Consider the following 13,541-nt stretch of genomic DNA (forward strand, 5'->3'; position numbering starts at 1 on the left):
CCCGCGAGAGGGGCGCTTTGATCAGGCGTTGGCGGCTTTCTTGTCGACTTCCGAGGCGCCTGAGAATTCCTTGCGCAAGGTCGGCTTGTGGATCTTGCCGGTGGCGTTGCGGGGTAACGCATCGACGAAGCGGACCTGGCGTGGACATTTGAAGCGCGCGAGATTCGCCGCGCAGTGCGCGAAGACATCTGTCTCGGTCAACCGCTGGCCGGGCTTGGCCGCGACGATGGCGAGGCCAACCTCGCCCCATTGCGGATCGGGAATGCCGATCACGGCGGCTTCCGCGATAGCGTCGAGTTGGTGCAGGACGTTCTCGACCTCGGCCGGATAGACGTTCTCGCCACCGGAAATGTACATGTCCTTCCAGCGGTCGACGATGTAATAAAAACCTTCCTCATCGACGCGTGTCGCGTCGCCCGTGTGCAGCCAGCCATCGGTGAACGACGTCTTGTTCGCCTCCGGCCTGTTCCAGTAGCCGGGCGTAATGTTCGGTCCCTTGACCCAGAGCTCGCCGAGTTCGCCGACATCGGCGTCGCCGCCGTCAGGACGCACGATGCGCACTTCCGTGTGCAGCACCGGCTTGCCGGCGGAGCCGGCTTTCCGTGCCGCATCCTCGCGGTCGAGCACCAGCACGGCCGGCGAGGTCTCGGTCATGCCGTAGCCCTGCTGGAGTGCGACGCCACGCGCCTCCCACACCTTGAGCAGCGGCACCGGCATTGGTGCGCCGCCGACACCTCCCACGATCAACCGGCCGAGGTCGGTGGTCGCGAACGCCGGATGCTGGGCCATGAACTGGTAGATCGCGGGCACGCCGAAGAACACGTTGATGCCCTGTGCGGGATCGTTGATCAGGCCGAGCGCCGTGCCGGGATCGAAGGCGCGCATGATCATCACGGTGCCGCCGGCGTGCAGCACCGGATTGGTGTAGCAATTCAGGCCGCCGGTGTGGAACAGCGGCAGCACGGTGAGCAGCACCGAGGACGGCCCGATGCAGGCGGGGCCGCCGAGATTGACGCAATTCCAGAAGGTCATGCCATGGGTGATGGTGGCGCCCTTGGGATGACCCGTTGTGCCCGAGGTGTACATGATGGTCGAGACGTCATCGAGGGTCACCTCCTCGATTTTCTCGAGTGGCTTTGCGGCGGCGATGCCGGCCTCATAAGTCCCGCTGGGGCCAAGCAGCAGGCTCGTCGCAATGCCGCAGAGCCTTGCCACGGCCAGCGCCGTTTCGGCGAGATCGGTGTCGTGGATCATCACCTTCGGCGCGCAATCTGCGGTGATGAACTGGAGTTCGGGAACGGTGAGGCGGGTGTTCAGCGGCACGAAGATCGCACCTAACCGCCCGCAGGCGAATTGCACCTCCAGCGTATCGGTCGTGTTCAGCGCCAGCACCGCGACCCGCTCGCCGCGCGAGACTTTCAGCGCATGGCGCAGAAATGACGCGAGACGCGAGATGCGCGCGTCGAGCTGCGCATAGGTAAAGCGGCGCTCGCTCGCGAGGTCTATCACCGCAATCTTGTTCGGTGTGCGGCGGCCATGGTGGGCGATCCAGTCGTAGTAACGAACGGCCAAGAATTCCTCCCTCGGCGGACTTGTGCCGCCCGCGTCCCTATTGCCATGCACCATGCCCGGCATGGCCCAAGGGCCAGCCGGAGTTTGTGCACCATCCTTTTTTTGATCCGGAGTTGGCGCGCGAGCGATGAAAATCGTCTTGCGTTGAGTTGCTAGAGCGAGCTTGCTTGGAGCGGGGCTCGGCCAGCCACTCCGCGCAAGTGAGCCGCCAAGGTTCCGGCCATGGTGGACGAGACGAATCCGCCAGCAAGGCGAGAGTGCGATGATGAGCCCGTTCTATACCGCCGAGCATGACGCCTTTCGCGAGGTGATGCGCCGCTTCGTCGACAAGGAGATTGCGCCCTTCGCCCGCGAGTGGGATGAGGCCGGTGAATTCCCCCGCGCGCTCTATCGCAAGGCGGCCGAGATCGGGCTCTTGGGACTCGGTTTCCCCGAGGAATATGGCGGGATCGCCGCCGACCAGTTCATGAGGATCGTCGCCAGCCAGGAGTTGGCGCGGGCTGGCGCCGGCGGTGTCAGCGCCAGCTTGATGAGCCATACGATCGGTTCGCCGCCGGTCGCGCGGGCCGCGCGCCCCGAGGTGAAGGCGCGCGTGCTGCCTCAGGTGCTCGCGGGTGAGAAAATCTCCGCGCTCGCGATCACCGAGCCGGGCGGCGGCTCTGATGTCGCGGGCCTCCGCACCAAGGCGCGGCGCGACGGAGATCACTACGTCGTGAGCGGCGAGAAGACCTTCATCACATCCGGGATGCGTGCCGACTATCTGACCGTTGCGGTGCGCACCGGCGGCGAGGGCGCCGGCGGCGTCAGCCTGCTCCTGATCGAGGGGGATACGCCCGGCCTGTCCCGGACAAAGCTGAAGAAGATGGGCTGGTGGGCCTCCGACACCGCGACCCTGCATTTCGACGAGTGCCGCGTACCGGCGGAAAACCTGATCGGCGAGGAAGGCCAGGGGTTCAAGATCATCATGCGGAATTTCAACAGCGAGCGCATGGGCATGGCGGCGGGCTGCACCGCGTTCGCGCGCGTCTGCCTCGACGAGGCCATTGCCTACGCCAAGGAGCGCAAGACCTTCGGCAAGCCGCTCGCGCAGCACCAGGTGATCCGCCACAAGATCGTCGACATGGCGCAGAAGGTCGCCGCATCGCAAGCGATGCTGGAGATGCTGGCCTGGCGGCTGGAGCAGGGCGAAAGCCCGGTCGCCGAAATCTGCATGATGAAGAACCAGGCGACCCAGACCATGGCGTTCTGCGCCTCGGAAGCGGTGCAGATTTTTGGCGGCGCCGGCTTCATGCGCGGCATCAAGGCCGAGCGCATCTACCGTGAGGTCAAGGTCAACGCGATCGGCGGCGGCACCGAGGAGATCATGAAGGATCTCGCGTCGCGGCAGATGGGGTTGTGACCTCTTTCTCCGTCATGGCCGGGACGAGCCCGGCCATGACGAGCACCTCAGAGATACCAAGAACTGGGCTAACAAGATGCTGTTCACCGCCGACCACGACGAGATCCGCCGTTCCTTGCAAAAATTCATTGCCAACGAGATCAATCCGCATGTCGATGAATGGGAGAAGGCCGACATCTTCCCGGCGCACGAGCTGTTCAGGAAGATGGGCAGGCTCGGCTTTCTCGGGCTGAACAAGCCGGTCGAATTCGGCGGCTCCGGCCTCGACTATTCCTATGCGCTGATGATGGCGGAGGAACTCGGCGCGATCAATTGCGGCGGCGTGCCGATGGCGATCGGGGTGCAGACCGACATGGCGACTCCTGCGCTGGCGCGGTTCGGCTCCGATGAAGTGCGGCGCGAATTCCTGGCGCCCTCGATCTCTGGCGACTATGTGGCCTGCATTGGCGTCTCGGAGCCCGGCGCGGGTTCTGACGTGGCCTCGATCAAGACCAATGCGCGCGGGGACGGCGACGATTACGTCATCGATGGTGGCAAGATGTGGATCACCAACGGCACCCAGGCCGACTGGATCTGTCTGCTCGCCAATACGGGCGACGGGTCCGTTCACCGCAACAAATCGCTGATCTGTGTGCCCATGAAGACCAAGGGCGTCACGGTCGCGCGCAAGCTCGACAAGATGGGCATGCGTTCCTCCGACACCGCGCAGATCTTCTTCGACAATGTCCGCGTGCCCAAGCGCAACCGGATCGGCGAGGAGGGCAAGGGCTTTACCTACCAGATGATCCAGTTCCAGGAGGAGCGGCTCTGGGGTGCGGCCGCCTGCCTGAAGGCGCATGAATACATTATCAACGAGACCATCGAATACACCCGCAATCGCAAGGCCTTTGGGAAGTCGATCCTCGACAACCAGGTCGTTCATTTCAAGCTCGCGGAGATGCAGACCGAGGTCGAGCTGTTGCGCGCGCTGATCTACCGTGCCGGAGAGGCGCTTGTGGCGGGCGAGGATGTCACGAAACTTGCGACCATGGCCAAGCTGAAGGCCGGGCGACTCGGCCGCGAGCTTACCGACGCCTGCTTGCAATATTGGGGTGGAATGGGCTTTACCAACGAGACGCCGGTCAGCCGTGCCTATCGCGACAGCCGTCTGACATCGATCGGCGGCGGCGCCGACGAGGTCATGCTGATGGTCCTGTGCAAGATGATGGGGACGCTGCCCGGCAGCAAAGGAAGTTCCTGATGATCACGCTCTATCACTGCGACGCCGCGCGCTCATTCCGTCCGCTCTGGATGCTGGAGGAGATGGGGCTGCCCTACGAGCTCAAGATGCTGCCGTTCCCGCCGCGGGTCTTCGCCAAGGAGTATCTCGCGCTCAATCCGCTGGGCACGATTCCCTTCATGGTCGACGGCGAGACGAAAATGACCGAGTCCTCCGGCATCTGCCACTATCTCGGCATCAAGCATGGACCGACGCCACTGATGGTCGGACCCGAAGATCCCGCCTATGGCGCGTTCGTGAACTGGATGTATTTCAGCGACGCCACGTTAACCTTCCCGCAGACGCTGGTGCTCCGATACACCCAGCTCGAGCCGGAAGAGCGCCGCAATCCGCAGGTCGCCGGCGACTATGCCAAATGGTTTTTGGGCCGCCTGCGCGCCGTCGAGGCAGCCACCGCAAATACCGAGGCCTTGTGCGCGGGCCGCTTCACTGCCGCCGACATCGTGATCGGTTACGCGCTCCGCCTCGCCGATACTATCGGGCTTGCCAAGGATTTTGGGCCAAATGTCGCAGCCTATTGGGCACGCTTGCAGCAACGGGATGGTTTCAAGCGCGCGGTTGCTGCGGAGCAACAGGCCGGCGTCGAGCAGAACGTGGCGCCAAGGGTGAGGGCCTGATTGTCGTTCTGGCGAAAGCCGGGACGGCCATGTTGCCGGGAGTTCCGGGTCGTCGGGACTGCCGCTGTTTTGCGCTTCATGATAGCGCTATCCCGCCGTGACAGCGCCCAGATTTCCGCTAAGGTGACGTCCGTCCGCAGCGGCCAAAGAGCCGCGCGAGGAGGATCCCAATGGAAGATAACGGTCGCGAATCCGACCATTTGATGCTGATCACGCCGGAGCGGGTATTCTATGCCGGCCTGCTCGGCCGCCCCCGCAAGCGGACGCCCGGCTGCTGCCATGTCTATGTCGCGGTGAAGGGCAGTCTGCATCTGACGATCGATGATGCGCTCGCCACCGGCGAGCTGTTCGTTACCCTACCGAACCAGCGGCATTCCATTGCGAGCGACTACCGCACCGCGATCAGCGTGACGCTGGAGCCGGAGAGCATGCCCGATGGCGTGATCGAGGTCCTGGCCGAGCGGCTCACCGGACCCGACAGGGCCGTCTATGCCCGCAAGATCCTCGCCGCCTACACGCTGCTGCGCCAGCGTCGCTACGGCGACATCACCACCGCCGAATTCGACCAGATGTGTTTTGGCGAGGCGCTGCCGCGCCGCGTGCTCGACCCCCGCGTGACGCGTGCGGTCGCCCGTATCGGCCGCTTCACGGGCGAACCCGTGACGGCGGACACATGCGCGGCGGAGGCCGGACTTTCCGCTTCGCGCTTCCTGCATCTGTTCAAGGAAGAGACCGGCATCTCGTTCCGCTCCTTCCGCGCCTGGAAGCGGGCGCGTCACCTGCTGCACTTCGCCAACCAGGACCTCAACCTCGCCCATCTCGCGCAGGACATCGGCTATCCCGACTCCACCCATTTCAGCCACTCGATCCGCCGCTTCTACGGCCTGAAGCCGCGCGCGATCTTCGTCGGCTCGCGCGATCTCGCGATCTATCGCAGCAGCGAGACCGTGAGGCTGGCGGAGGCGAGCTAGCGTCGTCTCGTAGGGTGGGCAAAGCGAAAGCGTGCCCACCATCTTCGCGAGGTATTGAGAGATGGTGGGAAGGGCGCAAGAGCGCCTTTGCCCACCCTACGGTTTATCGCCTTTTTCCAGCTTCTCCGCGCAAGAAGCCGCCTGCCGCCCATCACATGATCGCAAACGTTGAATTATCAACGTGCGAGACATTCAAGGCATGAGCGACAAGGCCGTCATCACCTGCGCGCTGAACGGCGTGCTCACCGACCCGAAGCAGCACAACGTGCCTGTCACGCCCGAGCAGATGGCGCGCGAGGCCAAGGCTGCGTTCGATGCCGGCGCGTCCATCATGCACATCCATCTGCGTCAGCAGGCGCCGGACAAGGGGCATCTGCCGTCCTGGGAGGTCAGCGTCAGCAAGGAGATCCAGCAGGCGATTCGCGAAGCCTGCCCTGGCGTGATCATCAATCACACCTCCGGCGTCTCCGGGCCGAACTACAACGGTGCGCTGGATTGTATCCGCGAGACCAGGCCGGAGATCGCGGCCTGCAATGCCGGCTCGCTAAATTACCTGAAGGTGAAGGCCGACAACAGCTGGGCCTGGCCGCCGATGATGTTCGACAATGCGGTCGAGAAGGTGAAGGACTATCTCGACGTCATGAACGCGGTCGGTACCATCCCCGAATTCGAATGTTTTGACGTCGGCATCGTCCGCTGCGTCGGCATGTACCGCCAGGTCGGCATGTACAAGGGCCCGCTCGAGTATAACTTTGTGATGGGCGTCGCCTCCGGCATGCCGTCGGATCCCGATCTGCTGCCGATCCTGATCAAGCTGAAGCGTCCCGAGGCGCAATTTCAGGTCACCGCGATAGGCCGCGAAGAAATCTGGCCGCTGCACCAGCGCTGTGCGGAGCTCGGCGGTCATCTGCGCACCGGTCTCGAAGATGCCTTCTATCTCGCCGACGGCAAGAAGGTAACGTCGAACGGCCAGCTGATCGACGCCATCGCCGCCTGCGCCCGCCGTGCCGGCCGCGAGATCGCGAGCCCGGCGGAAGCGCGAAAGATTTTTGGGACGAATAGGTAAATTATCGCCTCAACCGTCATTGCGAGCGAAGCGAAGCAATCCAGAATCTTTCCATGGATGCGCCTGGATTGCTTCGTCGCTTTGCTCCTCGCAATGACGAGCAGGATTGAGTTATGTCCATTCTCGAAAACACGATTTCTCCCGGCAGTGCCGCCTATCGCGCCAACCGCGACGGCATGCTTGGCCTGATCGACCGCATGCGCGCGCTGGAAGAGCGCACGCGTGCGGCATCAGCCGCGGCGAAAGACCGCTTCCACAAGCGCGGCCAGCTGTTGCCGCGCGAGCGCGTCGCGCTGGTGCTCGATCCCGGCGCGCCCTTCATCGAGCTGTCCACGCTCGCCGGCTACATGTTCGACGTATCTGATCCGGACAAGAGCGTCCCCGGCGGCGGCGTCATCGCCGGCATCGGTTTCGTCTCGGGCATCCGTTGCATGGTCAGCGCCAACGATTCCGGCATCGATGCCGGCGCGCTTCAGCCCTACGGCCTCGACAAGACGATACGCGTGCAGGAGCTCGCGCTGGAGAACAAGCTGCCTTACGTCCAGCTGGTCGAAAGCGCCGGCGCCAATCTCCTGCGCTACCGCGTCGAAGACTTTGTCCGCGGCGGCAACATCTTCCGCAATCTCGCGCGACTCTCCGCAGCGGGCCTGCCCGTCGTGACCGTAACCCATGGCTCCTCGACCGCCGGCGGCGCCTATCAGACCGGCCTGTCCGACTACATCGTCATGGTCCGTGGCCGCACCCGCGCCTTCCTCGCCGGGCCGCCGCTGCTGAAGGCCGCCACCGGCGAGATCGCGACCGAAGAGGAGCTTGGCGGCGCCGAGATGCACACGCAGGTGTCGGGACTTGGCGACTACCTCGCCGAGGATGACCGCGACGCCCTGCGCATCGCGCGCGAGATCATGGCGGCGCTGGAATGGGAACGGCCGGGCAGGGCGAGCGCGGAATATAAGCCGCCGCGCTACGATCAAGACGAACTGCTCGGCATTATGCCGATGGACCACAAGCGCTCCGTGGACATGAAGCAGGTGATCGCACGTATCGTCGATGATTCCGACTTCACCGAGATGGCGCCGAACTACGGCCCGGCCACCGTCTGCGGCCATGCCCGCATCGAGGGCCAGACCATCGGCATCATCACCAACAACGGTCCGCTCGATCCGGCCGGTGCCAACAAGGCGACGCATTTCATCCAGGCGTGCTGCCAAACCCGAACGCCGCTGCTCTATCTGAACAACACCACCGGCTACATGGTCGGCAAAGCTTACGAAGAAGCCGGCATGATCAAGCATGGCTCCAAGATGATCCAGGCGGTGACGTCGGCGACAGTGCCGCAGATCACCATCTATTGCGGCGCCTCGTTCGGCGCCGGCAATTACGGCATGTGCGGGCGCGGCTTCCATCCGCGCTTCTGCTTCTCCTGGCCCAACGCCAAGACTGCCGTGATGGGCGGTGAGCAGGCCGCCGAGACCATGGCGATCGTCACCGAAGCCGCAGCCGCGCGTCGCGGCAAGCCGGTCGAAAAAGAAAAGCTCGATGGCATGAAGGCGCAGATCGTCGGCGTGTTCGACGGCCAGATGGACGTATTCTCGACCAGCGCGCGCGTGCTCGACGACGGCGTGATCGATCCGCGCGACACCCGCGCGGTGCTGTCCGAAGTGCTCGCGATCTGTCGTGAAGGTGACGCGCGGAGCCCACAGCGCATGCAATTCTCGGTGGCCCGCCCATGAGGAACGGATCAGTGCAGCACCGGCCGTTCTTCAAGGTCCTGATCGCCAATCGCGGCGAGATCGCACTGCGGGTGATGCGCAGCGCGCGGAAGCTCGGCCTCGGCGTCGTCGCGGTCTATTCGGATGCGGATAGGGATGCGCTTCATGTGCAACAGGCCGACCAGGCCGTGCGAGTCGGCGAAGCGCTGCCGGCGCAGTCCTATCTCAACATCGCCGCGATCATAGCGGCCGCAAAGGCCAGCGGCGCGGATGCCGTTCATCCCGGCTATGGCTTCCTCGCCGAGAACGAGGAGTTTGCGCAAGCCTGCAAGGATGCCGGCCTCGTCTTCATCGGCCCGTCGCCGCAGGCGATCGAGACAATGGGCAACAAGGCCGGTGCCAAGGAGATCATGAAAAAGGCCGGCGTGCCCGTCGTGCCCGGCTATCAGGGCGCCGATCAGGGCGATGAAGTCATGCTCGCGGAGGCGAGAGAGATCGGCTTTCCCGTGATGATCAAGGCGGTCGCCGGCGGCGGTGGACGCGGGATGCGGCTCGTTGCGGATGCCAATTCGTTCCCCGAGGCACTGCGTAGCGCGCGGTCCGAGGCGAAGGCGGCGTTTGGCGATCCCACGGTGATCCTCGAACGCGCCATCCAGAATCCCCGTCACATCGAAATTCAGGTGTTCGGCGACAGCCATGGCAACGCCATCCATCTTGGCGAGCGCGACTGCTCGGTGCAGCGGCGGCACCAGAAACTAATCGAGGAGGCGCCGTCGACCGCAGTCACGCCCGACCTGCGTGCGAAGATGGGCGAGGTCGCGGTCGCCGCGGTGAAGGCGTTGCGTTACGAGGGCGCCGGCACGCTCGAATTTCTGCTCGATGCGAGCGGCGGATTCTACTTCATGGAGATGAATACGCGTCTCCAGGTCGAGCATCCCGTCACCGAGGCCATCACCGGGCTCGATCTCGTCGAATTGCAGCTGCGCGTCGCGCGCGGCGAGTCGCTGCCGCTCAAGCAGCAGGACATTCGCTTCACAGGCCACGCCATCGAGGTGCGGCTGTGCTCGGAGGACGCCGCGCAGGATTTCATGCCGCAGTCCGGGCGCATGGCGCGCTGGCAGGTGCCGGATGGCATCCGCGTCGAACATGCGCTGCAATCGGGCTCCGAGATTCCGCCGTTCTACGATTCCATGATCGCGAAGGTGATCGGCCATGGCGCGACCCGCGAGGAGGCGAGGGGGCGGCTGATCGTCGGCCTGGAGCAACTGACCGGATTTGGTGTGACTACCAATCAGACTTTCCTGATGTCATGCCTGCGTCATCCCGGCTTCGCCAAAGGCGAGGCGACCACGGCGTTCATTGGTGCCCATCGCGACGAGCTGCTGGCGCCGCGCGCGGACGCCGCATTCGACATGGCCTTGGCCGGCCTGCTGCTCTACGTCACGAACCCCCAGGCACCGTCGTGGCGCCGCGGACGGAGCCTCGCGGCAACGTTCCCGCTGCCGGCGAAAATCGAGATCGCAGGCCAGGCGCTTGAGCTAGAAGTCTGGCGCGAGCGCGATGGCAGCTACATTGTTGCCAGGGACGGCCGGCAAGACAAGTTCGAGATCGACCAACTCGATCTCGACGTGATTCGCTTCCGCCATGACGGCGTGATGGACAGTGCCAAATTCCTGCGCGACGGCGACCGGCTCCACCTCCAGCGCCGCGGCATCCCGCTCGCGGCGACCGATCTCACCCTCGCCGCGCCGAAGGCGGCCGCAAGCAACGGAGACGGCAAGGTTCGCGCTGCCATGAACGGCCGCGTCGTTGCCGTCCTGGTCAAGCCGGGCGACCGCGTCACTGCCGGCCAGCCGGTGATGACGCTGGAAGCGATGAAGATGGAGCATGTCCACAAGGCCGGCATCGACGGCGTCGTCGCCGCGATCGACGTCGCCGAGGGCGAGCAGGTGACAACGGGCCGGATCGTGGCGGAGATCGGGGCTGAGTAGGGCGGCAAGCTCAACTCGTCGCCCCGGCGAAGGCCGGGACGACAGCGGAGCTACTGGCTCCGCCCCGTTCCGCCATTGAGCAAGCACGCCACCTGGTGCCCGTCCCCCGCGTCCACCAACGCCGGTCGTTCCGTCCTGCATCGCTCCATCTCATACCGGCAGCGGGTGTGAAACGCACAGCCCGGCGGCGGATTGACCGGGCTTGGCACGTCGCCGTCGACCAGCGGCACGAGCTTTTTGGCGAGCGGGTTGGCGACCGGTACCGAGGCGAGCAGGGCCTGCGTGTAGGGATGGCGCGGATTGCGGAACAGCTCGTCCTTGTCCGCGATCTCGACGATGCGGCCGAGATACATCACGGCGACGCGGTGACTGATATGGGCGACCACGGCGAGGTCATGCGCGATGAAGAGGTAGGAGAAGCCGTGCTGCCGTTGCAGATCGATCAGGAGATTGATCACCTGCGCCTGGATCGAGACATCGAGCGCGGAGACCGGCTCGTCGCAGACGATCAGGCGGGGCCCGAGCGCCAGCGCGCGGGCGATGCAGATGCGCTGGCGCTGGCCGCCGGAGAATTGATGCGGGAAGTTGCGCATCTGGTCGGGCCGCAAGCCAACCTGCTCGAACAGCTGTGCGGTACGTGCCTCCAGCGCTTTGCCGGTCGCGAGCCCGTGCACGAACAGCGGCTCGCCCACGATGTCTCCGGCAGTCATGCGCGGGTTGAGCGAGGCGAAAGGATCCTGGAATACGATCTGCATCGAACGACGGTGTGGCCGCAGCGCGGACTTGGAGAGATGCGTGATGTCCTCGCCTTCGAGGCGAATCTGGCCCGAGGTCGGCTCGACCAGCCGCAGCACGCTGCGCGCCACCGTCGACTTGCCGCAGCCGGATTCGCCGACAAGGCCCAGCGTCTCCCCGACCCCAACCGAAAACGAGACGCCGTCGACCGCATGCACTGTGCCGATTTGTCGGCGCAACACGCCGGCGCGCACCGGATAGTGCTTCTTGAGTTCGGTGACTTCGAGCAGTGCGTCGGTCATGCCACCTCCGCCACTTCGGCTGCGCGCCAGCAGGCCGCGAGATGGCCGCCGCCCCAATCGATGAGCGGCGGATATTCGGCCTCGCAGCGCTTGATCGCGAGCTTGCAGCGTGGCGCGAACGCGCAACCTTTGGGCAGCCCCACCAGCGACGGCACGGTGCCGGGAATTTCGTTCAACCGTGCCGGCGCGGCAACGCCGGGCGCCGGCACCGCCGGGATCGATGCCATCAATCCGCGCGTGTAGGGGTGCTTTGGCGCGGCGAACAGCGCCTCGACGCTCGCTTCCTCGACCTTGCGTCCCGCATACATCACGATGACGCGTTGCGCGGTCTGCGCGACGACGCCGAGATCATGCGTGATCAGCACGAGCCCGGTGCCGAGCTCTTTCTGAAGGTCTAGGATCAGCGCCAGAATCTGCGCCTGGATGGTGACGTCGAGCGCGGTCGTGGGCTCGTCCGCGATCAGCAGCACCGGCCGGCACGCCAGCGCCATCGCGATCATGGCGCGCTGGCGCATGCCGCCGGACAGCTGATGCGGATATTCCCGCGCGCGCCGAGCCGGCTCGGGGATGCGCACCAGGCGCAGCATCTCGATTGCGATGCCCCGGGCCTCTTTGCTCGACATGTTCCGGTGCAGCCGCACGGTCTCGACGATCTGGTCGCCGATCCGCATCACCGGATTGAGCGAGGTCATCGGCTCCTGGAAGATCATCGAGATGCGGTTGCCCCTGACGGCACGCATCTCTGCTTCGTCCAGCGTCAGAAGGTCGGTGCCTTCGAGCGTGACGGAGCCGCCGACGATGCGGCCGGGTGGATCCGGCACCAGCCGCATCAGCGATAGTGCAGTGACGCTCTTGCCGCAGCCGGATTCGCCGACGATCGCCAGCGTCTCGCCGCGCTTCACCGTGAAGGAAACATCATCGACGGCCTTGAACAGACCGGAGTTGGTGAAGAACACCGTCTTCAGGTTCTTCACCTCGATCACGAGATCGGAGTTCTCAGCCATCAGCCGCGCTGCCGGGGATCGAGGATGTCGCGCAAGGCGTCACCGAACAGATTGGCGCCGAACACCGCGAGGCTGATGGCGATGCCCGGGAAGATCACCAGCCATGGCGCCGTGCGGACATATTCGGCGGCGGATTCAGAGAGCATGCGCCCCCACGACGGGTACGGCTCGGGAATGCCGAGGCCGAGGAAGGAGAGCGAGGCTTCCGTGAGGATAGTCGAGCCGAGCTGGGCCGTCGCAAGCACGATCAGCGGCGCCAGCGTATTCGGCAGCACGTGACGGAGCGCAATGCGTACCTCGCTCATGCCGATCGACTTGGCGGCCTCGATGAATGGCAGCTCGCGCAGCGCCAGCGTGTTGGCGCGGATGACGCGCGAGACGGTCGGGATCAGCGGAATGGCGATCGCAATGATGACGTTCGGCAAGGACGGCCCAAGCGCCGCGGTCATGATCAGGGCCAGCACCAGCAGCGGCAGCGCCTGGAGGACATCGGAGACGCGCTGGAACACGAGATCGACCCAGCCGGAGAGATAGCCGGAGGTGAGGCCGACGATCACGCCGATGCTGCCGCCGAGCGCCGTCGAGCCGATGCCGACCGCGAGCGAGATCCGCGCGCCATGAATGATGCGGCTGAAGACATCGCGGCCGAAGGAATCCGTGCCCATCCAGTGTGCCAGGCTTGGACGCGCCAGTGCCCGAGCGGCATCGATCGTCAGCGGATCGTAACGCGCGATGAAGTCGGCGAAGATCGCGGTGAACACGAACAGGGTCATGATGACGAGCCCGGCCGCGCCCAGCACATGCCGCTGCGCCAAAAACAGCACGCGCCGCCAGCCGACGGTCGCGTGCGCCCCGGCGCGCCTCAGTTCAACGTCATAGTCGATCGCAGCCAACAG

The 13,541-nt window shown here is 64.9% G+C and carries 11 protein-coding genes; 7 read left to right on the forward strand and 4 right to left on the reverse strand.

From position 1 onward, the window contains the following. Positions 1 to 21 precede the first annotated feature (21 nt). Entirely contained in the window at positions 22 to 1,572 is a 1,551-nt protein-coding gene (locus IVB50_RS12375) for a long-chain fatty acid--CoA ligase (RefSeq protein WP_026233060.1), read from the reverse strand. 262 nt (positions 1,573 to 1,834) lie between these two features. Here IVB50_RS12375 and IVB50_RS12380 point away from each other — a divergent pair, with 262 nt between their 5' ends. The 7 genes from IVB50_RS12380 (at position 1,835) to IVB50_RS12410 (ending at position 10,604) form a co-directional block, all read left to right on the forward strand. Then, complete coding sequence (locus IVB50_RS12380; RefSeq protein ID WP_247295933.1) at positions 1,835 to 2,971, forward strand: acyl-CoA dehydrogenase family protein; 1,137 nt, start codon at positions 1,835 to 1,837, stop codon at positions 2,969 to 2,971. A gap of 76 nt (positions 2,972 to 3,047) precedes the next feature. Continuing rightward, positions 3,048 to 4,211, forward strand: a complete 1,164-nt coding sequence (locus IVB50_RS12385; protein WP_247295935.1) for an acyl-CoA dehydrogenase family protein — start codon at positions 3,048 to 3,050, stop codon at positions 4,209 to 4,211. Next, positions 4,211 to 4,867, forward strand: a complete 657-nt coding sequence (locus IVB50_RS12390) for a glutathione S-transferase family protein (protein ID WP_018455959.1) — start codon at positions 4,211 to 4,213, stop codon at positions 4,865 to 4,867. The genes IVB50_RS12385 and IVB50_RS12390 overlap by 1 nt, the downstream gene beginning before the upstream one ends. Positions 4,868 to 5,037: 170 nt before the next feature. After that, positions 5,038 to 5,838 (forward strand): AraC family transcriptional regulator, encoded by an 801-nt coding sequence (locus IVB50_RS12395; protein ID WP_018455960.1) that lies wholly within the window; start codon positions 5,038 to 5,040, stop codon positions 5,836 to 5,838. Between the two features lie 199 nt (positions 5,839 to 6,037). Further along, the gene (locus tag IVB50_RS12400; protein WP_018455961.1) at positions 6,038 to 6,904 is read left to right on the forward strand and encodes a 3-keto-5-aminohexanoate cleavage protein; all 867 of its coding nucleotides are present in this window, start codon (positions 6,038 to 6,040) and stop codon (positions 6,902 to 6,904) included. Between the two features lie 113 nt (positions 6,905 to 7,017). Continuing rightward, the gene (locus IVB50_RS12405; protein WP_018455962.1) at positions 7,018 to 8,634 is read left to right on the forward strand and encodes a carboxyl transferase domain-containing protein; all 1,617 of its coding nucleotides are present in this window, start codon (positions 7,018 to 7,020) and stop codon (positions 8,632 to 8,634) included. Further along, on the forward strand, positions 8,631 to 10,604 hold the full coding sequence (locus IVB50_RS12410; RefSeq protein WP_018455963.1) for an acetyl-CoA carboxylase biotin carboxylase subunit: 1,974 nt from the start codon (positions 8,631 to 8,633) through the stop codon (positions 10,602 to 10,604). Before IVB50_RS12405 ends, IVB50_RS12410 begins: the two co-directional genes overlap by 4 nt. A 50-nt stretch (positions 10,605 to 10,654) precedes the next feature. On the opposite strand, the gene IVB50_RS12415 is transcribed toward IVB50_RS12410, so the two are convergent. The 3 genes from IVB50_RS12415 to IVB50_RS12425 are packed head-to-tail and all read right to left on the reverse strand — an operon-like array spanning position 10,655 to position 13,538. After that, complete coding sequence (locus tag IVB50_RS12415) at positions 10,655 to 11,641, reverse strand: dipeptide ABC transporter ATP-binding protein (RefSeq protein WP_247295937.1); 987 nt, start codon at positions 11,639 to 11,641, stop codon at positions 10,655 to 10,657. Continuing rightward, entirely contained in the window at positions 11,638 to 12,645 is a 1,008-nt protein-coding gene (locus IVB50_RS12420) for an ABC transporter ATP-binding protein (protein ID WP_018455965.1), read from the reverse strand. Before IVB50_RS12420 ends, IVB50_RS12415 begins: the two co-directional genes overlap by 4 nt. Continuing rightward, positions 12,645 to 13,538: an ABC transporter permease gene (locus IVB50_RS12425; protein ID WP_018455966.1), complete on the reverse strand. Its 894-nt coding sequence runs from the start codon at positions 13,536 to 13,538 to the stop codon at positions 12,645 to 12,647. Before IVB50_RS12425 ends, IVB50_RS12420 begins: the two co-directional genes overlap by 1 nt. Positions 13,539 to 13,541 lie beyond the last annotated feature (3 nt).

This window comes from Bradyrhizobium sp. 87 (assembly GCF_023073015.1).
Lineage (GTDB): Bacteria > Pseudomonadota > Alphaproteobacteria > Rhizobiales > Xanthobacteraceae > Bradyrhizobium > Bradyrhizobium canariense_D.